This is a genomic window from Mesorhizobium sp. CA6, from assembly GCF_020165035.1.
Taxonomy (GTDB): Bacteria; Pseudomonadota; Alphaproteobacteria; order Rhizobiales; family Rhizobiaceae; genus Mesorhizobium.
Window position 1 is genome coordinate 320,949 of record NZ_JAIUHI010000004.1, and the last position, 24,501, is coordinate 345,449.

22 protein-coding genes are annotated in these 24,501 nt (G+C 65.1%); 11 read left to right on the top strand and 11 right to left on the bottom strand.

What is annotated here, in order from left to right; all coding sequences use genetic code 11:
• Window positions 1–229: 229 nt before the first annotated feature.
• Window positions 230–862 (top strand): LysE family translocator, encoded by a 633-nt coding sequence (locus LB526_RS08210; protein ID WP_140656967.1) that lies wholly within the window; start codon window positions 230–232, stop codon window positions 860–862.
• 224 nt (window positions 863–1,086) lie between these two features.
• On the opposite strand, the gene LB526_RS08215 is transcribed toward LB526_RS08210, so the two are convergent.
• On the bottom strand, window positions 1,087–1,911 hold the full coding sequence (locus LB526_RS08215; RefSeq protein ID WP_224529322.1) for a DUF2189 domain-containing protein: 825 nt from the start codon (window positions 1,909–1,911) through the stop codon (window positions 1,087–1,089).
• 168 nt (window positions 1,912–2,079) lie between these two features.
• Here LB526_RS08215 and LB526_RS08220 point away from each other — a divergent pair, with 168 nt between their 5' ends.
• Window positions 2,080–2,586 (top strand): CAP domain-containing protein, encoded by a 507-nt coding sequence (locus tag LB526_RS08220; RefSeq protein ID WP_224610657.1) that lies wholly within the window; start codon window positions 2,080–2,082, stop codon window positions 2,584–2,586.
• Between the two features lie 30 nt (window positions 2,587–2,616).
• Here the strand turns inward: LB526_RS08220 and LB526_RS08225 are convergent, their stop codons facing one another.
• The 3 genes from LB526_RS08225 to LB526_RS08235 form a co-directional block, all read right to left on the bottom strand.
• Window positions 2,617–4,149 (bottom strand): DHA2 family efflux MFS transporter permease subunit, encoded by a 1,533-nt coding sequence (locus LB526_RS08225; protein WP_224627191.1) that lies wholly within the window; start codon window positions 4,147–4,149, stop codon window positions 2,617–2,619.
• A gap of 379 nt (window positions 4,150–4,528) precedes the next feature.
• Entirely contained in the window at window positions 4,529–5,749 is a 1,221-nt protein-coding gene (locus LB526_RS08230) for an HlyD family secretion protein (protein ID WP_224627192.1), read from the bottom strand.
• Window positions 5,746–6,222 (bottom strand): MarR family winged helix-turn-helix transcriptional regulator, encoded by a 477-nt coding sequence (locus LB526_RS08235; protein WP_095767923.1) that lies wholly within the window; start codon window positions 6,220–6,222, stop codon window positions 5,746–5,748. Before LB526_RS08235 ends, LB526_RS08230 begins: the two co-directional genes overlap by 4 nt.
• 177 nt (window positions 6,223–6,399) lie before the next feature.
• Here LB526_RS08235 and LB526_RS08240 point away from each other — a divergent pair, with 177 nt between their 5' ends.
• The 6 genes from LB526_RS08240 (at window position 6,400) to LB526_RS08265 (ending at window position 13,463) form a co-directional block, all read left to right on the top strand.
• Window positions 6,400–6,675 (top strand): hypothetical protein, encoded by a 276-nt coding sequence (locus LB526_RS08240; protein ID WP_224627193.1) that lies wholly within the window; start codon window positions 6,400–6,402, stop codon window positions 6,673–6,675.
• On the top strand, window positions 6,672–7,811 hold the full coding sequence (locus LB526_RS08245) for an efflux RND transporter periplasmic adaptor subunit (protein WP_224627194.1): 1,140 nt from the start codon (window positions 6,672–6,674) through the stop codon (window positions 7,809–7,811). Before LB526_RS08240 ends, LB526_RS08245 begins: the two co-directional genes overlap by 4 nt.
• Complete coding sequence (locus LB526_RS08250; RefSeq protein WP_224627195.1) at window positions 7,808–9,394, top strand: FAD-dependent monooxygenase; 1,587 nt, start codon at window positions 7,808–7,810, stop codon at window positions 9,392–9,394. The genes LB526_RS08245 and LB526_RS08250 overlap by 4 nt, the downstream gene beginning before the upstream one ends.
• Window positions 9,395–9,512: 118 nt before the next feature.
• Window positions 9,513–12,617 carry an efflux RND transporter permease subunit gene (locus LB526_RS08255; protein ID WP_263483160.1) on the top strand — a complete coding sequence of 1,035 codons (3,105 nt, stop codon included), beginning with the start codon at window positions 9,513–9,515 and terminating at the stop codon, window positions 12,615–12,617.
• Between the two features lie 72 nt (window positions 12,618–12,689).
• The gene (locus LB526_RS08260) at window positions 12,690–13,103 is read left to right on the top strand and encodes a hypothetical protein (RefSeq protein ID WP_224627196.1); all 414 of its coding nucleotides are present in this window, start codon (window positions 12,690–12,692) and stop codon (window positions 13,101–13,103) included.
• 27 nt (window positions 13,104–13,130) lie between these two features.
• Window positions 13,131–13,463: a hypothetical protein gene (locus LB526_RS08265; protein WP_224627197.1), complete on the top strand. Its 333-nt coding sequence runs from the start codon at window positions 13,131–13,133 to the stop codon at window positions 13,461–13,463.
• 120 nt (window positions 13,464–13,583) lie between these two features.
• On the opposite strand, the gene LB526_RS08270 is transcribed toward LB526_RS08265, so the two are convergent.
• The gene (locus LB526_RS08270; RefSeq protein WP_224627198.1) at window positions 13,584–15,077 is read right to left on the bottom strand and encodes a winged helix-turn-helix domain-containing tetratricopeptide repeat protein; all 1,494 of its coding nucleotides are present in this window, start codon (window positions 15,075–15,077) and stop codon (window positions 13,584–13,586) included.
• A gap of 148 nt (window positions 15,078–15,225) precedes the next feature.
• Here LB526_RS08270 and LB526_RS08275 point away from each other — a divergent pair, with 148 nt between their 5' ends.
• Window positions 15,226–16,059 carry an AraC family transcriptional regulator gene (locus LB526_RS08275; RefSeq protein ID WP_224627199.1) on the top strand — a complete coding sequence of 278 codons (834 nt, stop codon included), beginning with the start codon at window positions 15,226–15,228 and terminating at the stop codon, window positions 16,057–16,059.
• Window positions 16,060–16,211: 152 nt separating this feature from the next.
• Here the strand turns inward: LB526_RS08275 and LB526_RS08280 are convergent, their stop codons facing one another.
• From LB526_RS08280 to LB526_RS08295, 4 genes are all read right to left on the bottom strand, one after another.
• Window positions 16,212–17,147 (bottom strand): helix-turn-helix domain-containing GNAT family N-acetyltransferase, encoded by a 936-nt coding sequence (locus LB526_RS08280; protein WP_224627200.1) that lies wholly within the window; start codon window positions 17,145–17,147, stop codon window positions 16,212–16,214.
• 326 nt (window positions 17,148–17,473) lie between these two features.
• On the bottom strand, window positions 17,474–18,610 hold the full coding sequence (locus LB526_RS08285) for an alanine racemase (RefSeq protein WP_224627202.1): 1,137 nt from the start codon (window positions 18,608–18,610) through the stop codon (window positions 17,474–17,476).
• Window positions 18,607–19,884 carry a D-arabinono-1,4-lactone oxidase gene (locus LB526_RS08290; RefSeq protein ID WP_224627204.1) on the bottom strand — a complete coding sequence of 426 codons (1,278 nt, stop codon included), beginning with the start codon at window positions 19,882–19,884 and terminating at the stop codon, window positions 18,607–18,609. The genes LB526_RS08285 and LB526_RS08290 overlap by 4 nt, the downstream gene beginning before the upstream one ends.
• 14 nt (window positions 19,885–19,898) lie before the next feature.
• Window positions 19,899–21,083 (bottom strand): MFS transporter, encoded by a 1,185-nt coding sequence (locus tag LB526_RS08295; RefSeq protein ID WP_224627206.1) that lies wholly within the window; start codon window positions 21,081–21,083, stop codon window positions 19,899–19,901.
• 119 nt (window positions 21,084–21,202) lie between these two features.
• Between LB526_RS08295 and LB526_RS08300 the strand changes: the two genes are divergently transcribed.
• On the top strand, window positions 21,203–21,829 hold the full coding sequence (locus LB526_RS08300; protein ID WP_224627208.1) for a TetR/AcrR family transcriptional regulator: 627 nt from the start codon (window positions 21,203–21,205) through the stop codon (window positions 21,827–21,829).
• 33 nt (window positions 21,830–21,862) lie between these two features.
• On the opposite strand, the gene LB526_RS08305 is transcribed toward LB526_RS08300, so the two are convergent.
• Window positions 21,863–22,762 (bottom strand): LysR family transcriptional regulator, encoded by a 900-nt coding sequence (locus LB526_RS08305; protein WP_224627210.1) that lies wholly within the window; start codon window positions 22,760–22,762, stop codon window positions 21,863–21,865.
• Window positions 22,763–22,868: 106 nt separating this feature from the next.
• Between LB526_RS08305 and LB526_RS08310 the strand changes: the two genes are divergently transcribed.
• Complete coding sequence (locus tag LB526_RS08310) at window positions 22,869–23,630, top strand: SDR family NAD(P)-dependent oxidoreductase (protein WP_224627212.1); 762 nt, start codon at window positions 22,869–22,871, stop codon at window positions 23,628–23,630.
• Here LB526_RS08310 and LB526_RS08315 read toward each other — a convergent pair.
• Window positions 23,627–24,349: a hypothetical protein gene (locus LB526_RS08315; RefSeq protein WP_224627214.1), complete on the bottom strand. Its 723-nt coding sequence runs from the start codon at window positions 24,347–24,349 to the stop codon at window positions 23,627–23,629. The two genes, LB526_RS08310 and LB526_RS08315, sit on opposite strands and share 4 nt — an antisense overlap.
• Window positions 24,350–24,501: the final 152 nt, after the last annotated feature.

Consider the following 24,501-nt stretch of genomic DNA (forward strand, 5'->3'; position numbering starts at 1 on the left):
CCGGCCTCTCCAGCCAGCCTATACATCGTCTATGTCTTGGCCCAGTTGGCAAGGGGTAGGCGTTCCTTCGCACCCCCCTCTGTCCTGCCGGACATCTCCCCCGCAAGGGGGGAGATCAGCAGCTGCGGCGCTTTCGCCGATTTTCGAGCACTGGCGCAAAAGCCCGGGCGATCATGCTCTTGCCGTTGGCGGACGTCGGTGGTCAGTGTCTTCGCTCTTGGAGACTCCGATGCCCGACGCCGCCAATCATCTCACTTTCGCGCTGATCTGCCTCGGCATGGTGCTCACGCCTGGGCCGAACATGATCTACCTGATCTCGCGCTCGCTGTCGCAAGGGCCGAAAGCCGGGCTGATCTCGCTCGGCGGCGTGGCGCTGGGCTTCCTGTTTTATGTGGTCTCGGCAGCGTTCGGCATTACGGCGCTCATCTTCGCCGTGCCATACGCTTACGACGCGCTTCGCTTCGCCGGCGCGCTCTATCTGTTGTGGCTCGCCTGGCAGGCGCTGAAGCCCGGCGGGCGCTCGCCCTTCCAGGTCCGCGAGTTGCCGAGGGACAGGCCGCGCAAGCTCTTCGTCATGGGGCTGATGACCAACCTGCTCAATCCGAAAGTGGCCGTGCTCTACCTGTCGCTGCTGCCGCAGTTCATCAATCCGGCCAAGGGTCATGTTCTGTCGCAGCTTTTGGTGCTCGGCGTGACGCAGATCTCGATCAGCCTCACCGTCAACGCCATCATTGCGGTGACGGCCGGCTCGATCGCGAATTTCCTCGCCGGACGGCCGTTCTGGCTGGTCGTGCAGCGCTGGATGATGGGCACGGTGCTGACCGCCCTGGCCTTGAAGATGGCGACCGAGGCGCAGCGCTAGGGCACATTGATATTCAGGTGAGACCGGCCTGCGAATGACGGCTGTCTGCGCTTCCGGTGCTCACGTACGGCAGTACGCTCCGCTCCGGCTTTCGCCGGCCGAAGCCCTCATAAGTGTCTTTGCTCTATGAAGGCTACGGCCGGCGTAGGCCGGTTCTCGACAGCCATCATTCTCGACTCGGCCTGACCTGAATCTCAACGCACCCTAAGGGCGAGCCATCAGATCTACATCGGCCGGCGTACAGGCCGGATCTGCTCCGGCTCGACCACCTTGCGGTAGAGATGCCAGGTCGCGTGGCCGAGGATCGGCATGACGACGGCAAGCCCGGCAAATAGCGGGATCGAGCCGATCACCAGCAACACGGCGACCGTAAGCCCCCAAAGCGCCATCGTCAGCGGATTGGCCATGACGGCACGGGCCGAGGTTTCAATTGCCGAGACGGCGCCGACGTCGCGGTCAAGCAGCAGCGGAAAGGCAATGACGGTGGTGGCCAAAACGACGGCGGCGAAAACGAAACCGACGGCGTTGCCGACGAGGATCAACGTCCAGCCCCTGCCGGTCGTCAGCACATCGCGCAAAAAGGCGCCGACCGAAGCGGGCGGCTCGGCGCCGAACAGGCTGGTGTAGAGCGACTGCGCGGCGAACAGCCACAACAGGAACAGCGCGAAGAGCAGGACGCCGATGACAGCGATCGACGGCAGCGCCGGCGAATGGCGCACGTCGAGCGCATGATGCCAGCGGCTGCTCATGCCGAGCTCGCGCCGGCGGCTGATCTCATACAGGCCAATGGCCGCGAAGGGCCCGATCAGCGCGAAGCCTGACATCAGCGGATAGACGAGCTGGATGGCGTTGGAGCCGGAGCTCCACCGGGTCAGGATCAGGCCGACGATCGGATAGATCAGGCACAGGAACACATAATGCGACGGCTTGGCCCAGAAATCCTCGGCGCCGAGCCTCAACGCATCCCAGAGATCCGACGTGGTGATGTGGCGCACCGTGGGCTGCACATGCATCCCGCGCGCGTCCGCCATGACATGAAAACCAGCCATAACCGTCCTCCGTTTTATATCGGGGGCGGTCACCGCCTGGGTGGCCGCCCGTGGCTGCCACTTTCAAGAACGCCGGGATGATAACCGATCTTCCGGGGAATGTCGCGCTTCATGCGATTTTCATCGCCCTGCCCGGCAAAAGCCACGATCGCCGGTATCAGAGGCCGCATGACCACCTCGATCACCACCTCCCCCGATTTCAACCGCCGCACGTTGCTCGCGGCCGCCGGCCTAGTGGCGCTTGCCGGCATAGCCGCCTGCAGCACCGTCTCCGTGCCGACCGGCGAAGGCGCCGGCGTCTCTTCGTCCGCGACAGCGACGTTGGCCAGTATCCGCAGCTCCGCCGGTCTGCCGACGCTGACGCCGGACGCGCAGCTCGAACAGGCGGCGCTGCAGCAGGCCGGCTATATGGCCTCGCGCGAGCGCATGAGCCACACCACCGGCTGGGGCAAGGATTTCGCCTCGCGCATGAAGGACAATGGCGTGCGCGGCGCCGCCGCCGAAAACATCGCCGAGGGCCGCTTCGACCTTGAGAAGCTGTTCGACATCTGGATGCATTCGGCCGGCCACCGCCGCAACATGCTCGATCAGGACTTCAGCCGCTTCGGGCTGGCTTACGTGCGCGACGGCCGCGATCCGGCGTTGCGCTATTGGGCGCTGGTGCTGGGCCGCTGAAAAGGCGGCCGGCTGAGAGCAGCGACTTTATCAATCCATATGCGCGGCCGGCGCCCCGCCCGCCGGTGCCGCTTTTGGCTTGCGCAGCAGAATGACGAAAGGAATGGCGGCCAGCGTCATCACCATCAGGATCTTGAAGTCGTTGATATAGGAAATCATCATCGCCTGGGCATTCACCGCGCGGTCGACCTGCGAAAGTGCTAGGGGATTGCCGGCGGCGGCCGCCGGAGAAGCGGCCCACAGATTCGGGTTGTACGGATTGATGAAGGCCGACAGCTCGGTGTGGTTGATCTGGGTGTTGCGCACCATCAGCGCCGCGACCACCGATACGCCGATGGAGGAGCCCAGATTGCGCACCAGGCTGAACAGCGAGGTGGCGTCGGTGCGGTAGCGCGCGTCGAGCGTGGCGAAGGCGACCGTCGACAGCGGCACGAACACCATGCCCATGCCGAGACCCTGGATGACGCCCGAGGAGATGATCAGCCAATTGTCCATCTGCGGCGTGAAGCTCGCCATCGTGTAGAGCGACTGCGCGGTGAGCAGGAAGCCGATGGCGACGAGGATCCTGGCATCGATCCTGTGCATGATGCGGCCGACGACCAGCATCGAAATCATCGTGCCGATGCCGCGCGGACCCAGCACGACGCCGATGGTCACGGTCGGATAGCCGAAGATGTTGGCCAGCATCGGCGGCAACAGCGACATCGAGGCCAGTATCAGTACGCCCATGACGAAGATGAAGCCCAGCCCGGTCACGAAATTGCGGTCGAGGAATATCTTCGGATCGATGAAGGGATGCTCGGCCGTCACCGTGTGGATGATGAACACCCAGAAGCCGGTGAGCGACAGCGCGAGCTCGATCCAGATTTCGGCCGAGTTGAACCAGTCGACCTCGCCGCCGCGGTCGAGCAGAAGCTGCAGCGCGCCGACACCGAGCGACAGCATGGCGAAGCCGAAGAAGTCGAAGCCGCGCACGCGCTTGGCGATGACCGGCAGGTAGGCGGCCATGCCGAGGAAGGCGAGGATGCCGACCGGCAGATTGATGAAGAACACCCAGCGCCAGTTGAAGTTTTCCGTCAGCCAGCCGCCGAGCGTCGGCCCCAGGATCGGCCCGAGCATGATGCCGGCGCCCCAGATCGCCATTGCCTGGCCATGGCGCTCCTTCGGGTTGATGTCGAGCAGGAAGGTCTGCGACAGCGGCACGATGGCCGCGCCGAACACGCCCTGCAGCAGGCGGAAGAGCACTATGGTCTCGAGGCTCCAGGCAAGACCGCAAAGCATGGAGAAGATGGTGAAGCCGACGACGGCGGTGAGGAACAGCTCCTTGCGGCCGAGCCTGTCGGCGAGCCAGCCGGTAACTGGCGTCATGATCGCCGCCGCCACGATATAGGAGGTCAGCACCCAGTTGATGTTGTCGGGCGAGGCGCCGAGGTCGCCGGTCATGGTCGGCAGCGCGACGTTTGCGATCGTGGTGTCGAGCGCCTGCATGATCGTCGCCAGCATCAGCGCGACTGTGATCAGTCCGCGGTGCGGCACTTCCTTGAAAGGCTCGGGCGTGCTCATGATGCTGAACTTCCAGCAGGTAACAAAAACATGTACGTTAGCATGATGCCGAAAAGTATCATGCGCTTTGATTTAGAGGCGGGTTCAGATTTCAGGTCGAACAGGCCCGAAATCATCCGGCTCTAGGTTTCCGGGCGGCAAAGCCTTCGTTGAGAGACCTTCATCGCGGTGGGACGCGACTATCGATGTGGGGGTTACATCGACTGAAAGTCTCTGTTGGAGCGGATGCCTGCCGCCCGGAAACCTGAGGACCAACGGGTCCGTGGCCGGGCCTCAGCTTTCGAACGAGCCGCCATGCGGCTTGCCTTGCTGATCCCTTGCCACGTCTCCACCAGACCAATCCCCTCAATGCCCGCCGGATCGCGACGGGCTCGCTGTCTTACCGCGCCTGCTCCCCTGCCGTGGCGTGACCGAAGATCGGCGGCAGGCCGCGCGCCACGCCGGTATCGACGGTGACGGTGGCGCTCATGCCGGTGCGCAACGCCATCTTGGCGTCGGGGTCGGTCAATTCCAGGCGCACGGGAATGCGCTGCGTGACCTTGACCCAGTTGCCGGTGGCGTTTTGCGCGGGCAGCAGCGAAAACTCCGCGCCCGTCCCGGCGCCGATGGCTTTCACGGTCGCCTCGAAGGTGCGGCCCGGATAGGTGTCGACGACGATCTCGGCCTTCTGGCCCGGCTTCATGTTGGTGAGCTGGGTCTCCTTGAAATTGGCATCGATCCAGGTGTCGCCCGTCTCGACCAGAGCGAACAGCGGCGTGCCGACGCCGACATACTGGCCGACCTTGAACGACGCGGCCTGGTAGACGATGCCGTCGGCCGGCGCCTTGACCGTCGTCTGCGCCAGATCGTAGGCGGCCTTGTCGCGCGCGGCGAGCGCCGCCATCACGGTCGGATGCTTGTCGGTCTCGATATCCGGATTGCCACCGAGCGCTGCCTTGGCGCTGACGATGCCCTGCTGTGCGACGGCGAGCTGCTGCTTGGCCTTGTCGAGATCGTTGCGGGCCTCGTCGAGCGACGACTTGGCGTTGATGCCTTTCTGCGCGAGATCGGCGGCGCGGCCATATTGCGACTGCGCATAGTCGACCTCGCTGGAGGCGGACTTTTCCTGCGCCATCGCCTGGCTGTAAGCGGCGCGCAGCTGCTCGACATTGAGGCGCGCGGCGGCGACCGCCGCATCGGCCTGGGCGAGCGCAATCTTGTAAGGCTCGGGGTCGATGACGAAGAGAAGGTCGCCCTGCTTGACCAGCTGGTTGTCGGCTATGCCGACCTGGACGATACGGCCGGCCGTGTCGGAGGCGACCGAAATCCTGGCCTGCTGCAGGTTGGCGTTCTCGGTTTCCTGATAGCGGCCGCCCGTGATCCAGACATACGCGCCGCCGGCAAGCAGGGCCAGCGGCAGGGCGACCATCAACAGGAAGCGCCCGGGGCGGCGCTTCTTCTTCGGCGCCGGAGCGAGCCGCGGCTCGGCAGCCGCCGCAACCGGAGCGGCCGCCGGCTGGGCCGGCGCTTCCGCGACCGGCTGCGCCGGCGCATTAACGACCGGCTGCGCCGGCGCAAGCTTGGTGACGTTGTCGTCTTCTATCTTGGCTGCCGCGTTCATGCTGCTGCCCCTTCCGTATTCTTCATCTTTTCCAGGGACGTCTCAGCGTCCGTCAAATTCTGCACGATGGCGTCCAGCACTCGGATCAGGACGCGGCGTTCTTCCGCCGACACGCCGGTCAGCGATTCCTCATAGACCTCGCCGGCCAGGCTCTTGACGTCGGCATAGGCCGCGTTCGCCTTCTCGGTCGGAAAGATCATGCGCACGCGCCGGTCGGTCGCGTCCTGGCGACGCTCGATCCAGCCGCCCTCCTCCATGCGGTCGACCAGGCGGGAGACGCTGATCGGCTCGATTTCGAGGAGCTCGGCAAGCCGCGCCTGCGCGACGCCCGCCTCCTTGGCAACGCGCACGAGCAGGCGCCACTGCGCCGAGGAAAGACCCAACCCACTGGCGCGCGCCTCGAAACGCTTGCGCATCAGGCGCTGCACGTCGTGGATCAAAAATCCTAATCTGTCGATACCGTCGGAAACCATGAGCGATACATATAATAAGCGTGCTTACTATTCAAGAGGCTGCGTTGTTCCAGAAGCCGGCAAATCGACATGGCAGCAAGGCAAGCTCCCTTACGGTTAGCGATCGATGAACGTGCAGGGGTCGGTGCCGATAGGCCCATCCCAAGGCCAAGAGATCACGGCCGGTTGCGCATCAGCATGGTGACGACGAAGAAGGCGGCGAGCGAGCTCGTGATGATGCCGATCGAAGGGCGCCATACATTTGGAGCGCCGACGTCAATCCTTTCGAGCCTGTCTCTCGGACAAACATCGGAAAATTTTCAGAAACCGTTCGGGATTTCCCAGGCCGGAAACCGCAAGAAGATGGGGCTGGCGAAAGACAGGCCGCGAACGCCCGATCCCCTCTCCAGCCGACACATTTCCCGGTCGCATCCTCCCAGCGCGGCCGCAACCTTGGTCATGGAGACAACATGATTGCACTTTTTCATAACAGGCCGCTGCGGCGCCGCCTTATCGCAGGATCGATCGCCGTTCTTGCCGGCGGCGGCGCCATGGCCTGGCACGGCGCCAGAAGCGAGGCCTCGAACGTGAAGCCGGCCACGCCGGAGACGAAGCTCGTCAAGGCGATAGCGGTCGCCCCGATGCTCGGCGCGGACACCCGCACCGCCGTCGGCGAGATCCGTCCGAGGCTCGAAAGCGACCTCGGCTTCCGCGTATCGGGCAAGCTGGTCGAACGCGTCGCCGAGATCGGCGCGACGGTGAAGAAGGGCGACGTGCTCGCCCGCATCGACGATCAGGACTATCGCAACCGGCTCGCCAGCGCCGAGGCCGATGTCGCGGCGGCGCAGGCCGTACTTGTCGAGGCAAATGCCGCCGAGGCGCGCATCGGCGCGCTGCTCGCCAAGGGTTTTACGACGCGGGCCAATTATGACGCGACGCTGAAGAACCTGCGCTCGGCGCAAGCCAAGCTCAAATCGGCGACCATTGCCTCCGATATGGCCAAGGACCAGCTCGGCTATACCGAGCTGCATGCGGAATTCGACGGCATCGTCACCGCCGCCGGCGCCGAAGCCGGCCAGTCAGTCAATGTCGGACAGATGGTGGTGCGCGTCGCCGATCCGGACAGCCGCGACGCCGTGTTCTCGATCGCGGAAGCCGCCTTCGCCAACGCTCCCGACACCAAGCGGCCGCCGCAGGTGACCGTTTCTCTACTCAGCAATCCGGCGATCACGGCCGTCGGCACCATCCGCGAGATCGCGCCGATGGCCGATGCCGCGACCCGCACCTTCCAGGTGAAGGTCTCGATCGACAATGCACCCGACGAGATGCGTTTCGGCGCAAGCGTCGCCGGCCGCGCCGAGATGGGTGGTGGCGCGCCGGTCATGGTGCTGCCGGGCAGCGCGCTCTTCGACAAGGACGGCAAGCCGGCAGTCTGGGTTGTCACCTCTTCGTCCGCTGTCGAACTCAAGCCCATCACGGTCGCCCGCTACGAGACCGACCGCGTGGTGGTCAGCAACGGGCTCGCCAAGGGCGATATGGTCGTCACCGCCGGCGTGAACCGGCTGCGGGAGCACGAAAAAGTTCGTATCATCGAGGGAGAAGGAAAATGACCATGTCCAAGGCAAAGGTCCTCATCGCCGGTGCCGGTCCGACAGGGTTGACGCTCGCGCTGTGGCTGACCAGGCTCGGCGTGCCGGTGCGCATCTTCGACAAGGCCGCCGCTCCCGGCGAAACCTCGCGGGCGCTGGCCGTCCAGGCGCGCACGCTGGAGTTCCACCGCCAGATCGGCATCGTCGACGACGTGCTGGCGGCAGGCGTGAAGCTCGAGCGGCTTACCGTGCACACGCCGGCCGGCGTCGCCGCCAGGCTGCCGCTGTCGGATTTCGGCCGCGGCATCAGCCCTTACTCCTTCGCCTTCGCGCTGCCGCAGGACATCCACGAGCGCGTGCTGATCACGCATCTGGAGCGCGCCGGCGTCGAGATCGAGCGCAATACGGAGCTCGTCGCTTTCCAGGACAAAGGCGAGGCGGTCATCGCCACGCTGAGCAGGAATGGCCGGATCGAGACCGTCAGCACCGCCTATCTCGCAGGCTGCGACGGCGCCCGCAGCGCGGTGCGCCACGGGCTGAACATCGGCTTCCCCGGTGGCACCTACGAGCAGTCCTTCTACGTCGCAGACGTGAAAGGTAGCGGCGATATCACCCGCAACGGCATGGACACGACGATCAGCACCTACGGCTTCGCAATCGTCATGCCGGTGCGGCAGTCCGGTTCGGTCCGGCTGATTGGGATCGTGCCGAAGGCGCATGAAGCCGACGAGACGATCAGCTTCGAGGCGATCCGCGCCGATGTCGAGCGCGACACCGGCGTCAAGGTCGACGAGGTCAACTGGTTCTCGACCTACCGCGTCCATCACCGGGTCGCCGAGCGCTTCCGCGTCGGCCGCGTCTTCCTCGCCGGCGATGCCGGCCACATCCACAGCCCGGCCGGCGGCCAGGGCATGAACACCGGCATGGGCGATGCGGTGAATCTCGCCTGGAAGCTCGCGGCGGTCGTACAGGGCCGGGCCGATACGCGCCTGCTCAACAGTTACGAACCGGAACGCATTGCCTTCGCGCACAAGCTGATCGAGAGCACCGACACCGCTTTCCGTTTCATTACCAGCCGCTCGCGGCTCGTCGGCCTGTTCCGGCGCTACCTGATGCCGAAGATCCTGAACATCGCCCTGCACACCTCGATCGGCTCGCGCGCCTTCTTCGGCGTGATCTCGCAGGCGGCGATCCAGTATCGCGCCGGGCCGATCAGCTCGGGGGTGGCGGGCAAGGTCAGCGGCGGCGATCGCCTGCCCTATGTCGCTTGCGACATCATGGGCGCGGGCGGCGACAATTTCGAGCCGCTGCGGTCGCTCGACTGGCAGATCCATGTTTATGGCGAGGTCAATTGCGATTTCCGGGCGATGCTCGCACCGACAGGAATTGCAGTGCATGCCTTCGCTTGGACCGACGCAGCCGGGAAAGCCGGGCTACAGCGCGACGCAGCCTATCTGGTGAGGCCGGACGGCCATGTCGCGCTCGCCTCGCCGGTTCAGGAAGCCGCCGTTTTCCAGCGCTATCTCGCCGGCCTCGCCATCCGACCGAGGACCGCCGAACGCGCGCCCTACCGTGTGCCGGGCACCATGCACAGCCTGGCCTGAATTGCGACAGTGCCCGCCGAGCGGCGGGCGCTGACTGAACCCAAACCGTCATTTGTTTTGGCCAGCCGGCAAGCGCCGGCGGAGCGCGCTTGCGCGCGCCCTGAAAAGGAACCGCATCATGACCAGCTTCAATCTTTCCGAATGGGCGCTGCGCCACCGCAGCTTCATCGTCTATCTGATGGTCGCGGCCGCACTTGCCGGCCTCTACGCCTATGGCGGCCTCGGCCGCGAGGAGGACCCGCCCTTCACCATCAAAACCATGGTGGTGAAGACGATGTGGCCGGGCGCCAGCACCAGCGACACAGTGGAGCAGATCACCGACCGCATCGAGAAGAAGCTCGAGGAACTGCCGGACCTCGACTACGTCAAGAGCTACACGAAACCCGGCGAATCCGTCGTCTTCGTCAATCTCAAGGACACGGTGGCCGCCGACCAGGTGCAGCCGCTCTGGTACCAGGTGCGCAAGAAGCTCGACGACATCAAGCCGACGCTGCCGTCAGGCGTGCAGGGCCCGTTCTATAACGACGAGTTCGGCGACACGTATTCGCTGATCTATGCGCTCACCTCCGACAGCCTCAGCCATCGCGAGTTGAAGGATCTCGCCACCAGCCTGCGGGCCGGGCTGCTGGCGGTGAAAGATGTCGCCAAGGTCGACCTCATCGGCCAGCAGGACGAGAAGATCTATCTCGAATTCTCGACGCAGAAGGTGGCGGCGCTCGGCCTCGATGTCGGCACGCTGTCGCAGGCGCTGCAGGCGCAGAACGCGCTGACGCCCAGCGGCACGGTCGATGCCGGCCCCGAGCGCATCGCCATCCGCGTCTCGGGCAGCTTCACCTCCGAGGAAAGCCTCAAGGCGATCAACTTCTATGCCAACGGCCATTACTTCCGGCTGGGCGACGTCGCCGAGGTCAAGCACGCCTATTCCGACCCGCCGCAGCCGATGTTCCGCTTCAACGGCAAGCCGGCGGTCGGGATCGCCATCTCGATGACTTCGGGCGGCGACGCGCTGGCGCTGGGCGAGACGGTCAAGGAGAAGATGCATGAAATGGAGGGCGAGTTGCCGCTCGGCGCCGAACTCGGCCTGGTCGCCGACCAGTCGCATGTGGTGGAAGAATCCGTCGGCGAGTTCACCAAGAGCCTCGGCGAGGCGATCGCCATCGTGCTCGCCGTCTCGCTGCTGGCGCTCGGCTGGCGTCCCGGCGTCGTCGTGGCGGTCGCCATCCCGCTGGTTCTGGCGATCACCTTCGTCACCATGCAGTATTTCGGCATCTCGCTGCAGCGCATCTCGCTCGGCGCGCTGATCATCGCGCTCGGCCTGCTGGTCGACGATGCGATGATCGCGGTCGAGATGATGATCGCGCGTATGGAGGAAGGCTACGACAAGATCTCGGCCGCCACCTATGCCTACACCTCGACCGCCTTCCCGATGCTCACCGGCACGCTGGTGACGATCGCCGGCTTCGTGCCGGTCGGCTTCGCCAAGAGCGGCGCCGGCGAATACTGCTTCTCGCTGTTCGCTGTCGTAGCGATCGCGCTCGTTGTATCCTGGGTGGTTGCGGTGCTGTTCACACCGCTGACCGGAGTCTTCCTGCTGCCCGATCGCATAAAGGGTCATGGTGGCAGCAATCATCCCTCGCGCATCGCCCGCGGTTTCCAGGCGCTGCTCGAAATGGCGATGCGGGCGAAGTGGCTGGTGCTGTCGGCGACGGCCGGACTGTTCGCGCTCTCCGTCGTGGCGATGGGCTTCGTCGGCCAGGAGTTCTTCCCGAAGTCCGACCGGCCCGAGGTCATGCTCGACCTCTCCTTGCCGCGCACTGCTTCGATCAAGTCGACGGATGCCGTGGTCGAGCGCGTGGAGAAGCTGCTCGCCGCCGATCCAGATATCGACCACTGGAGCTTCTATGTCGGCCAGGGCGCGGTGCGCTTTTACCTGCCGCTTGACGCGCAGCTCGCCAACGACTTCTTTGCCCAGGCCGTGGTCGTCACCAGGGGCCACGCCGTACGCCAGGCGGTCATCGACCGGCTGGAGAAAAAGCTGTCGACCGGCTTCGACGACGTTATGGCCCGCGTCACGCCGCTGGAGCTCGGCCCGCCGGTCGGCTGGCCGCTGAAGTTCCGCGTCAGCGGTCCGGACCCGGACAAGACGCGCAGCCTCGCGCAGCAGTTCGCGCAGGTGCTGGGCAGCGATGCCGCCGTGCGCAACATCAACTACGACTGGAACGAGCCGGCCAAGGTGATCAAGGTGGATGTCGACCAGGATCGTGCGCGCGCGCTGGGCATCTCCTCGCAGCAGCTGTCGGAGACGATCAACGCAGTGCTGTCCGGCTCCAAGATCACGCAGATGCGCGACGACACCTATCTCGTCGACATTGTCGCACGTGCCGTGGACAGTGAACGCGCCAGCATTGACACGCTGCGCGGTCTGACGATCGGCGCTTCGGGCGGACGGCGGGTGCCGCTCGAACAGGTCGCGAAGCTCAGCTACCAGACCGAGCCGCCGCTGATCTGGCGCCGCGGCCGCCTGCCGACCGTGACCGTCCAGGCCGACGTCGCACCTGGCGAGAACGCCACCACCGTGTCGAAGCGGCTAGCGAGCCCCATTGCCACCTTCGAGGCGCAGTTGCCGGCGCGCTACAGCGTCGAACAGGGCGGCGTGATCGAGGACAGCGCCAAGGCGCAGGCCAGCATCTTCGTGGTCTTCCCGCTGATGCTGTTCATCATGGCCACCGTGCTGATGATCCAGTTGATGAGCTTCCAGCGCCTGGTGCTGGTGCTGCTCACCGCTCCGCTGGCGATCATCGGCGTGGCCGGCGCACTGCTTCTGTCGGGAGCACCGATGGGCTTCGTCGCGATCCTCGGCGTAATGTCGCTGATCGGCATGGTGATCCGCAACTCGGTCATTCTGATCGCGCAGATCGACCAGCATATCGCCGCCGGCGAGGAACCCTGGGCGGCGGTGATCAGCGCCACCACGCATCGCTTGCGGCCGATCTTGCTCACGGCGGCGGCCGCCATTCTCGGCATGATCCCGATCGCGCCAACCGTATTCTGGGGGCCGATGGCCTATGCCGTGATGGGCGGCCTTTTGGTCGCGACCGTGCTGACGCTGGTCTTTCTGCCGACGCTCTACGTCACCTGGTTCGGCATCAAGGCGCCGGTCGAGAGCGCTCCCGCGGCCGAGCCGACCACGGCCGCCGCCGAGCCCCAACCGCTGGCGGCCTGACCGGCGCTTCCTCCAACAGCCACGGCGGATGCCGCCGTGGCGAGCCTTCATCCAACACGGAAAGGAACGATCATGACACCCTTCTTTGGCAATCTTCTGGTTCGCTTCAACGCCGGCTTCCTGATCCTCGCATCGGTCGGCGGGCTCGCCACCGACATCGCCGGCTCCTTCTTCGGCCGCGGCGCCGAGGCCGTGCTGCTCAACAACGCGCCCGGCACCGGCATCGGCTTTATCGAAGCGCATGGGCTCGCCTTGATCATCGGCGTGACGCTCTGGCGTATCGGCTACTCCCGCATCTGGCATGCCGTGATGGCTGCCGTGCATGTGCTGCTCGGAACGGCAAACCTCCTGTTCTGGCAGTTCTTCATCGCCGCCGACGTGCTCGTCGTCGGCGGCGTCACAACCGCGGCGCACTGGCTGTTCGTGGTTGCTCACCTGGCGGTGCTGACGGGTTCGACCCGGCTTGCCGCTGCATCCTCCCACTAGACCTCACCAACATCTGGAGAAACCAACATGCTTATGAAATCCCTCAGGAAATTCCGTTCAGCAGCAGCTCTGCTCGCCCTTGCAATCACCGCCGTCGAAATCGTCGGCAGCGCCGTTCCGGCCCTGTCGCTGGTCAGTACTGCCGAGGCACGAATCGGCGCGCCCTGGACGCCGCGCAGCGCAGCGGGCGTTGCCCGCCGCACCACCACCTGGCGCGTGCTACGGCATACGACAGCCTGGGTCGCAACGCTCCCTGCGGGCTGCGTCCGCACCAAGGTCAACGGTTTTGACGTTTGGCGCTGCGGCGGCACCTACTACCGCGCCTACCAGGGTCGCTACGTCGTGGTCGTGGCCGATTGATTGGTCCCGAGCACGACATAAAGCGCGTCGCGCGCTGAAACGGAGTCGGGCGACGCGCTTTAGGTCTTTGTTTCTGGTGCACGTTGTCTCGGAACCCCTGCACGTCTGAGCGACATGCATTTAGCCGAGGGCAAGCCTAACGCCTTCGGCGAGATGCTCGGCATCCGCCTGGCTTTCGAACGGAACGCCGCGCAACGCATAGTCGAGCGGCGAGAACGGAGCGCCCTCGTCGACGAGGGCGATCTGCCGACGCGCCTTCTCCATATCTCCCATCTGGGCATAGCAGGCCGCCAGCCGCGTGCGGATCCAGGGCGCCGGGCGCGTTGCCAATTCCAGCGCCTCTGCCGCTTGCCGGTACTCCCCCATCATATAAAGCGCCAGCGCGCGGTCGAACTGGTACCAGTGCGGATGCAAGGGATCGATGCGAATGCCGCGGGCCAGCCAGGTCAGCGCTTCTAGTGGCCGGCCGCGCATGGTGAGCAGCATTCCCATCTGCTCGATGCTGTCGGCGTCATAGGGGTTGAGCTCAAGCGCGATGCGCATGTGATGCTCGGCCGCCTCGTGATCGCGCATATAGAGGCGGATCAGGGACTGCACGCGATGGCCGGTCGGCTGATCGGGCGACAAGGCCAGGCCCTTGTCGGCAAGGTCGCGCGCGTTCTCCAGCACGGCATCGTTGGCGCGCCCGAACTCCCCGTCCAGCGAGCGCGCCAAAGCGAGATAGGAGTAGGCAAGCCCGTAATTCGGGTCCTTGGCGATCGCCGCCTCGAACAAGGCCTCGGCGCCGCGCTGGTCGGTCTGAGCCGGATCGCGCAACAGCGCAAAACCGCGCAGCAGAAGCTCGTAGGCGGCGAGGCTGGTCACCGGCTTGCGTGAAGCTCGCTCCAGCCCGGCATTGGTGACCCGCGTCACCAGGCGGCTGACGATCTGCTCGACGATCTCGCGTTCGATGGCAAACAGCCCGGCGCCTTGGGACTGGTAGCGGTCGCCCCAGAGCTGTCTGGCGCTGGCGATGTCGACAAGGCTGACGGCCACCACGACATGCTCGCCCTGCCGACGCAGCGACCCCTCGACCAGATAGTCGGCGCCGATGCGGGCGCGGATCTGCGGCCACTCGGCGCGGCCGAAGGAGGTGAAAGAGAAGCTCGAATTGCGCGCCAGGACCGTGACCGTGCCAAACCGCGCTACCCCGTTGATCAGGTCCTCGGCAAAGCCGTCGACCATCGCCTCGTCGGCCGGATCGCCGCTATCGTTGCGAAAGCGCACGACGGCCACGATCGGCTGCGAACTGATCTCGGGCGCGGCTTCGGCCTCGGCGGCAAGCATGTAGCCGCGCTTGGAGATGGTGCGCACCATATCCTCGCCCAGCACCTTGCGAATTTCGCGTACCGATTGCGTCAGCGAATCCTCGGTGACGTAGACGCCCGGCCAGACGACATCCATCAGTTCCGATTTCGGCACGACGCGGCCCATGTTGCGGGCAAGATGCGACAGCAGCGCATAGGCTTTCGGGCGCAGGAACAGCGGCTCGTTGACGCCGCGCAGCGTACCCATGGCAAGGTCGAGCGTGAACCCGCCAAACCGGAACACCTGATCGGCCGTCGCCGTCGTCATCGGGAACACCCCTTCCCGCCTATCGTGCACAATGTCAGCCCTTCCCGCTCGACCCGGCTCGCACATCACCATTATTGCCCAGAGCGCAATTTCGATCAAACTGGCCGGCGGCGTAGGGCTAGTATCGTCCCGCCAAATGCGAGGAGCCATGAACCCGACCGAGAAGGCGCTATGGTTTGTCGAAAGCCACTTGCCCGACGCCATCAGCCTCGACGAGATAGCGGCAAGCAGCGGCGTGTCGCGCTTCCATGTGACGCGCGCCTTCGGCGCGGCCACGGGACGATCGGTGATGGGTTATATGCGAGCGCGGCGGCTCAGCGAAGCGGCGCGCAAGCTGGCCGGCGGCGCGCGCGACATTCTCTCGGTCGCGCTCGATACCGGCTACGGCTCGCATGAGGCGTTCACGCGGGCTTTTCGCGAGCAATTCGGCACCACGCCGGAGCTGGTGCGCGCGCAAGGCTCGACCGAAAACCTCGACCTCGTGGAGCCCATTCTGATGGACAGTTCGCTTCTCACCACACTCGAGCCGCCGCGCTTCGAGACCAGCCGCCCCTTCCTCGTCGCCGGGCTCGGCGAGCGCTACAGCTGCGAGACCAGCGCCGGCATCCCGATGCAGTGGCAGCGCTTCGCCCCTTATATCGGCAACATTCCGGGCGAAGTGCCCGGCGTCTTCTATGGCGTGTGCACGAATGGCGACGATGCCGGTAATTTCGACTATGTCGTCGGCGTCGAGGTGACGGACTTCTCCGACCTGCCGAAGGATTTCCACCGCGTGCGGGTGCCGGCGCAGAAACATGCGGTATTCTCGCATCGCGAGCACATCTCGACCATCCGCCGGACCGTCAACACGATTTGGAACAGCTGGCTGCCGGCCTCCGGCCACGAGATCGCCGACGCGCCCGAGTTCGAGCGCTATGGGCCCGAATTCGACGCGCGCACCGGCAATGGCGGGGTGGAGATCTGGGTGCCGGTCAAGGGGTGATGGTTTTCCCTTCTTCCCCTGTGGGAGAAGGTGGATCGGCGCGCAGCGCCGAGACGGATGAGGGGTGTTCCAGCGGAGTGAGACGTTGGCATTCCCTGGAGCACCCCGCGCCTTCGGCGGCACCTTCTTCCACAAGGGGAGAAGGAAAAGCGCTAAAGCTCGAGATTCCACGTTTGCCCGACAAGATCCTTGCCGAAGGAATGATGGCGTTCTTCCTCGACCAGCTTGAAGCCCGCGGCCTGATAGATGCGGCGGGCCGAGCTCAATATGTCGTTGGTCCAGAGCGTCAGCGTCCGGTAGCCCTTGGCGCGCGCGAAGGCGATGCATTCGTCGACCAGCCGCCGACCGATGCCGAGGCCGCGCGCCGACGGTTCGACGTAGAGCAGCCTGAGCTTCGCGACCTTGGGTGACTTGCGCATGACGAAGACCGAGCCGACCACCTCGCCTTCGCGCTCGGCGATCCAGCTGCGCTCCCATTGCGGGACGAAGTTCTTGACGAACTCACCGAGGATCTCTGCGACCAGCGCCTCGTAAGTTTCGTCCCAGCCATAGTCCTGCGCGTAGATGAGGCCTTGACGGTGCGTGATCCAGCCGATGTCGCCGACCTGCAGCGGCCGCAGAATATAGGGAACCTTGGCTTCAGGTCTGTCGCCGAGCAAGTCTTGGACGGTGCGCATGGCGTTGACCAGCCGCTCCTGTTCGGCCGGCGCCAGGCGATCGAGCAGCGCGCGCACCTGGTCATGCGAATCCTGGTTGAGAGGCGCAAATGCTTCCCTGCCGGCTGGCGTCAGCGCGATCGAGGCGCGGCGCGCGTCGGTCTCACTAGCTTCGCGTCCGACCAGGCCGCGCTCCTCGAATTTCTTCAACAGCCGGCTGACATAGCCGGGGTCGAGGCCGAGGTCGCGCACCAGGTCGCTTGCGACCAGCCCATCGCGATGGGCGAGCTCGTAAAGCACCCGCGCCTCGGTCAGCGAGAACGGACTTTTCAGCAGGCCCTCGTCGAGCAGGCCGAGCTGGCGGGTATAGAAGCGGTTGAAGGCGCGCACCGCATCGATACGGTCCTTGCCGGGGTGATTGTGGACGGTCATGGGAAATCCTCCTGTCCTGGACAGGATCAACCATTTAGTTGACTTAGTCAATGAAATGATCACCGCGCCTTCGTCATTCCAGGGCGGAGCAAGGAGCGAAGCGACGCGCGCAGACCCTGGAATCCATGCCGTTACCTACGATCGATACAACGGTGCGGACCCTGACGCCAAAACGCTGGCATAGGATACCTTCTTCTGCGCCGTATTCGTTCTTCGGCAGGTGGAACGGAATGGATTCTAGGGTCTCCGCTCCGCTTCGCGTCGCTCCGCCCTAGAATGACGACGTCACGGTAGCCGGCGCTAGTCGCGAGCGTCTGAAGCGCCTCTCAACCCAACGGCAGCACTGGCCAAAACTCCACAATACGCCCGGCCGAGAACACAGCGATCGCCCCGAAATGTTGCAGCACCGCCTCGCTCTGCGTTGGCCGCAGGAAGGCATAGTCGCCGGGCTTCACATCTGCGCCCGCCGGCAGGCCCATGAATTGCTGGTTGGACGACAGGCCCATCAATCCGTTCGGTTTCATGCCTTCGGGAAACACCGGCTCGGCCATCCATTTGCCGCCATAGAGATAGCAGCCCTTGCGCGGGAAGAGGCCAAGCCCCTGCAGCGCCCTGGAAACCGCCGGCGGGCCGGGCAGCATCGGATCGAGCGCCTTGAGGATCGGCGTGGCGATAAAGGCCGCCGGCTGGAAGCCCTCCAAGCCAGGCGTGTCGAAATCCTTTGGCAGCACGAAGGCCGAGCCGATCGACACTTCGTTGGCGACGCCGCCGCCATGCAGCAGCGCGGTCTTGGAGCCGCCGATGTTGATGGTGCGGCGCTGGTCCGGATCGAGGGCAGCGACGAATTCCGCGGCTTTGGCAGAGGCGTGCTTCAGCGCCTTGGCCGCGCCAGCGAACAGGCCCGGTATTTCCGGTGCATGCGCCTCATAGGCCATGATGCCGTCGCAGAGCAGACCTTTTGGAATCGTGAGCGCGTTAATCTCGGCGGGATCACGAAAACCGCCGCGATGCAGGCCGACATCCACCTCGAAAGCGAAGCGCAATTCGGTGTCGAGCGCGGCAGCGAGCGCGCCATATTCCGCCAGCCGTTCCGGCGTGTCGATCAGCCAGCAGACGCGCGACCACCAGCCGGCGCCACCCCTGGTCAGCGCGGCCTTGGCGGCACCCACCGGCATCGGCTTGCCGTAGAGAAGATCGCCCTCGGGAAACGCGTCAAGCATGGCCTGCGTCACCGGCGGATGGAAGGTCATAAAGCGGTTGGTGCCAAGCGCCTTGGCGATATGCGAAAGCAACGGCACGCAAGGCAGCGACTTGTCGACCAGCCGCAAGCCAAGGCCCGGCGCCAGCCTTTGCTTCACCAGCGCGATGTTGCCGTCCAGCCGGTCGGCATCGAGGACAAGGCAGGGCCGGAAAATCTCGGCGGCCATCAATGCATCGGCCAGGGCGGCGAAATAGGCGCTCATTGTTGGATGCCGAACAGGCCGGCCATGTAGGGCGAGACGAAACGGTTTTGCGGATCGATGTCGCGCCGCACCGCCATCGCATCGTCCCAGCGCGGATAAAGCTTCTTGAAGTCCGCCGCCTTCAGGCTGTGCATCTTGCCCCAATGCGGCCTGCCGCCACACTTGCGGAAGATCGGCTCGGCGGCGCGCATGAAAGGCAGCGGGTCGTTCGCCGCATCGTGGTGGATTGCGATCGAGCAGGTCAGCCTCTTGTAGAATGGCGAAAGCCAGAATTCGTCGGCCGCCACCGAGCGCACCTCGATCGGGAAATAGACTTCCGGGAAATGCTTTTCCGTAAGCGCAATGATCTCGGCCAACGCTTTGGGACCCTCCTCGTAAGGCAGGTGATACTCCATCTCGTTGAATTTGGTGCGACGCTCGCTGGCGTAGACGTTGAGCCAGTCCTGTACATAGTCTTCCGCCGGCACCTTCTTCACCGCCCCTCTGATCAGCGCGCGGCGCAACCGCGGCAGCCAGGGTAACGCGGTGCGCAGCTTACGCAAAGTCGCCAACCCTTCCTCGTCGTCTTCGGTCGGCCGCGTCGTCGGCGCCGCGTCGCTAAGATCGCTGGCGATGAACTGGGCGTAGCCGGAGAACGGGATGTAGTAGAACTCGGCCGAGCGATGCGCCGCCATCATCTCGAAATTTTTGAGCATGTCGCCGATCGGCAGCACCCATTTGCGGCGGCGCAGCCGGTAGGTGGCGATGTTGTTCATCGCCACTTCGGTCAGCACGCCGAAGGCGCCTAGCGCGACGCCCGTGGCGTGGATCATGTCCAGGGCGTCAGCCCGGCTGAACTCGCGCAGCTCGCCTTGCCCATCGACGAGTTGCAGCGCCTCCAATTGCGTGTGATAGGCGCCGAGAGTCGGCCCGGAGCCATGCGTTGCCGTGCCCAGCGCGCCGCCGATCGCCTGGCGGTCGATGTCGCCCATGTTGGGCAGGCCTTGGCCGATGTCCTGCAGGATGTGCATCAAGGCGCCGAGCCGCGTGCCTGCCCTCACCCGCGCCCGGTTGTTCGCGGCATCGTGCGAGACCAGCCCCTCGATCTTCTCCAGCGAGACGATGGTGCCGTCGGACTGCACCAACGGCGTGAAGGAATGGCCGGCGCCGGCGACGCGCAGCGGACCGGGCGCCGAGCGCACCAGTTCGGCCAGCTCGCCGGCATCGGCGGGCGCCGCGATCGATTTCGGGGAAGCCGTGACGAAGCCGGACCAGTTGCTCCAGGCGGTTGCCATCTTGACCCCTTTGCTCAGACCCGGCCGCGCCGCCGCGCGACCAGCACGAAAATGCCGAGCAAAAGCACGCTCGCCAAAGCGGCGGCGGCGGCGAATTCGGGCACGGGCCGGAAATCCGCGCCGTCGATCAGCAGCGAGGCGGCGACCGGGCCGATGGCGAGGCCGAAGAGCTGGGCGGCCGGCACCAGCAGCACCGCGGTGCGCGTCTCGTCGGCGGTGATCGCCAGCCGGATCTGGTAAGGCACGATGAAGAGCAGGATGAAGCCCATCACCAGCGCCACGGCCCAGAACACCGAAAGACCCGGGCCGGACGCAAGCAGCAGCGAGCTGATCGCCGCGACGATCGTGATGACAGTGATGGCAAAACGATAGTCGATGCGCGCCTCGAAGCTTGTCGCGGTCATCGCGCCGAGCACCTGCGCGGCAAGGCTCGCCGAAACCATCAGGCCGACGGTGCGGCCATCGATGCCGAACTGCGCGCCGATGGGCTCGAGAAAAGCCCAGACGGCGCCGAAGAACATGAAATAGCAGAAGATCGACAGCAGCGCGGCGATCGCCGGCACGGTCGCAACGTTGGCGAACTGCTCTTCCTTCGGCAGGTCGGCATAGTCGTCCGGCACGGTCCATGCCACGACGAGCGAAAGCAGGCAGACGATGCCGAGCGCGATGAAGCCGCCAGCCGAGCCCGCTCGCGGCACGGCAAAGAGCGCGAGGATCAGCGCCAGCGCGCATTGCGCCAAGGTCTGCAGCGTAACGAAATAGCCGCCGATGCGCTCGGCCCGGCGCGAGCGGGCGATCAGCTCGGTCGCGACGGCGACAAGCCCGCCCTCCGCGAGGCCGGCCAGCGTGCGCGCGCCAATCAGCGCATTGGGGCTGCCGGCATAAGCGGTCCAGACATTGGCGAGTGCCAGCAGCATGAGCAGCACCGTGCTTTTCCAGCGCATGTTGCGCGCCGGCAAGAGCATCGCCACCACGCCCGAGCCGATCGCTATCGCGATCATCTCGGCGGTGGCGACCAGCGCCAGCTCGTCGCCGGTGATATGGCCTTCGCTGTAGAGCGCACCGAGCAGCACCGGCTGCAGTCCGAGGATGAGGAGACCGACCGAGCCGATCCACAGCGCCGAGGCCAGTTGCAGGCCGGTCGGATTGCCGACAAGCCAATCGCCATTTTCCGCCTGCACGGCTTGCGATGCGGTCACGAGGCGCTCTCCCTTGCAGCTCGCTCAAAAAACTGACAAGTTGTCAGTATTTGACGGAACTGATACTTGATCATGTTTCTTGTCAACCGCGAATTCGCGGCTTTCACGAGATTTGGCGCATGACGCAGACAAGGCGAACAGCGACGGAACCGCGGCGCAGGCCGAAGCAGGAGCGCAGCCGCGAGCGCATCGACGCGATCCTTGCCACGACCATGCGCCTGATTGGCGAGAAGGGCATCGACGCGGTGACGATGAAGGAAGTCGGCGCGCTGGCCGGCGGGCCGATCGCTACCGTCTATCATTACTTCCCCAGCAAGTCGGCGATCCTGGCGATGCTCTATGAGCGGTTCTCCGAGGAAAGCCGCGCACGCTTCGGCGCGATCATCGCCGGGATAGGCCGGCTGGATGACGTGACCGCCGCGGCCGACCAGCTGCTCGACGATTATCAAGCCCGTGTCGCCGCGGACCCGGCTATCCAGGACCTGCAGAACGCCATCCAGGCCGACAAGGCGCTGCAGCATCTCGACATCGCCGAGACGAGGCAACAGGCGAAGATGTTCTGCGATAAGGTCGGACCGATGCTCCAAGCGGAGCAGCGCGAGGCGTTCGGACGTGTCGTGTTCCTGATCTTCCAGCTCGCCGGCGGCGTCGTGCGGCTGGCGCTGACACAGGACGAGGCGGAGGGAAGGAGGACGATCGAGGATTATCGGTCGATCATCCATACGCAGTTGAAGCTGTTTTTGTAGCCGACGCCATACTCGGGGCCGCGCCTAGCTGCCTCAGCCCGCTTCCAGCTTCGGCCCCAGAATCTCCACCAGCCAATCCACAAACACTCTCACCCTTGGCGAAAGCTGGCGGCTCGGCGGATAGAGCACCGAGATCGGCGTCGGCGTCGGCGGATTGTCCGGCAGCACCTCGACCAGCCGGCCCGCTTGGATGTCGGCGGCGAAGCGGCGGCGCGGCGCCTGGTAAAGGCCGAAACCCTGGCGCACGAGCGTGGCGGCGGTGTCGGAATTGGAGACGGTGACGCGCGACGGCAGCACGATCTCGCGGATCTTTCCATCGACGGTGAACTCCAGCGGCATCACCTGGCCGGTGCGGGACGAGACGAAGCCGATCATGACGTGCCCGGCAAGCTCGTCCAGAGTGCGCGGCAGGCCGTAGCGCTCGACATAGGCGACGCTGGCAACCGTCGCCTCGCGCGCCATGCCGATGCGGCGCGCGATCATGTCGCTGTCGGGCAGCGTGCCGGCGCGGACCACGCAATCGACGCCTTCGCGCACCAGGTCGACGAAGCGGTCGCCCTCGCCGATATGCACGCTGAGCCCGGGATAGCGGGCGAGCAGCGCCGGCAGTTCCGGAATGACGAAGGTGCGGGCCATGTTGCCGTTGAGGTCGATGCTCAGACGTCCGCGCACCTCATGCGCGCCGAAGCCGCCCTCGGCATCCTCGATGTCGGCGAGGATGCCGATGCAGCGCTGGTAATAGGCCTCGCCGTCCAGCGTCGTGGTGACGTGGCGCGTTGTGCGCCTCAGCAATTGTACGCCGAGCCGCTCCTCGAGCTGCTTGATTGCGGCGGTGGCGCTGGAGCGCGGCAGGGCGAGATCGGCGGCGGCCGCAGTGAAGCTGCGCCGTTCCACGACGCGGGTGAAGAGCCGCATGCTGTCGAATCGGTCCATCGCTTATTGTTCGCACATACTGAATAGTGTTGGCAATTCATGGCCGATTATATCGGCCCACCGGGCGAGTATATGCATCTCCGTCCAGACAGAAGGAGATTTCGCCATGACCACCCGCCCCATCGCTCTCATCACCGGCGGCAGCCGCGGCCTCGGCCGCAACACCGCGATCCACCTTGCCCGGAGGGGCGTCGACGTCATCGTCACCTATCGCTCGCGCGCCGACGAGGCGAAGAGCGCAATCGCCGAGATCGAGGCTGCCGGCGGTCGAGCAGCGGCGCTTGAGCTCGACGCCGGCGCCGTCGCCAGCTTCCCGGCTTTCGTTGAATCGCTGAAAAAGACCCTTCGCGAGATCTGGCAGCGCGACCGCTTCGACTATCTCGTCAACAATGCCGGCACCGGCCTGCGCAAGATGATCGCCGAGACGACGGAAGAGGAATTCGACACGCTGATGAACATCCATCTTAAGGGCGTGTTCTTCCTTACCCAGGCGCTGCTGCCGCTGATCAACGATGGCGGCCGCATCATAAACGTCTCGAGCGGTCTGGCGCGCTTCTCGGTCCCGGGCTCCGCCGCCTATGCGATGATGAAGGGCGGCGTCGAAGTGTTCACGCGCTACCTCGCCAAGGAACTGGCGGCCCGGCGCATCACCGCCAACACGGTGGCGCCGGGCGCGATCGCCACCGATTTCAACGGCGGTCATGTGCGCGACGACGCCGAGATCAATCGCGTCGTGGCCGACATGACGGCGCTCGGCCGCGCCGGTGTCGCCGACGACATCGGCCCGATGATCGCCTCGCTGCTGTCCGAGGACAATCGGTGGGTCAACGCCCAGCGTATCGAAGTGTCGGGCGGCATGAACATCTAGCCTAGCTGGCGAATCAACCCTTCGAAGCCGTCGGCAAGATTGGCATTGCCGGCGGCGAGGAAGGCAGACAGGTTGCGGACGCGTCCGGGCGTCTTGTTGGCGTCAAGCAGCACGGCCCTGCCTTCGTGCATGACGAAATCGAATTTGCCGTAATCGAAGCCGAGCTGGCGCCGCAGCGCTCGCAGCTCCTCGGGAACAGGAACCGCCTCGCGGCGGATGGTGTCTTCGCCCTTGACCAGGCTCTGCGGCGAGACATGCCGGGTACACCGCTCGCGTTCGCCGCAGAACAGCCAGAAGCGAGCGCCAAAGCCGTCAGGCTCGGGCTCGGGAACGAACTTTTCCACCACCAGATCCTTGCGGTCGAACACTCCCGGGGAAACATCCGCAAGCGAGCCATGGATGCGGTAGCGATCGAGCAGCTTGGCATCGGGAAACGGCTCCGGCCTGCCGGCGCGCCGCGATCGTCGGTTGAGCGTCTGCTCTCGCGTCCCCAGATTGTTGAGGCTGCTCTTGACGATGACAGGGCCTTGCCAGCCGTGGTCCCGGTCGATCACGGCGCCGCTGACGCGACGCTTCGAGATGTCGGCTGCGCCGATGTTGAGGCAGAAGGGATAAGTGCGCGCGTATTCGACATATTCAGTTGGCGTCACGGTCGCGTCGACATGCAGTATCGCGATATCCGCCTCCGGCTTGGCCGAAGTGCCCGCAAGAACGCGCACGGAATGTCCCCGACGTTTCAACTCCTCCAGGAGATCGAAGAGCATGTAGGGGCTGTCGCGGCGCAGCAACGGCCCGCGACGGCGTTCAAAGCCGTCAAACTCATGTGTGATAACCGCGATATGTGCCATCCGCCCCGGCTTGGTTTCTTAAG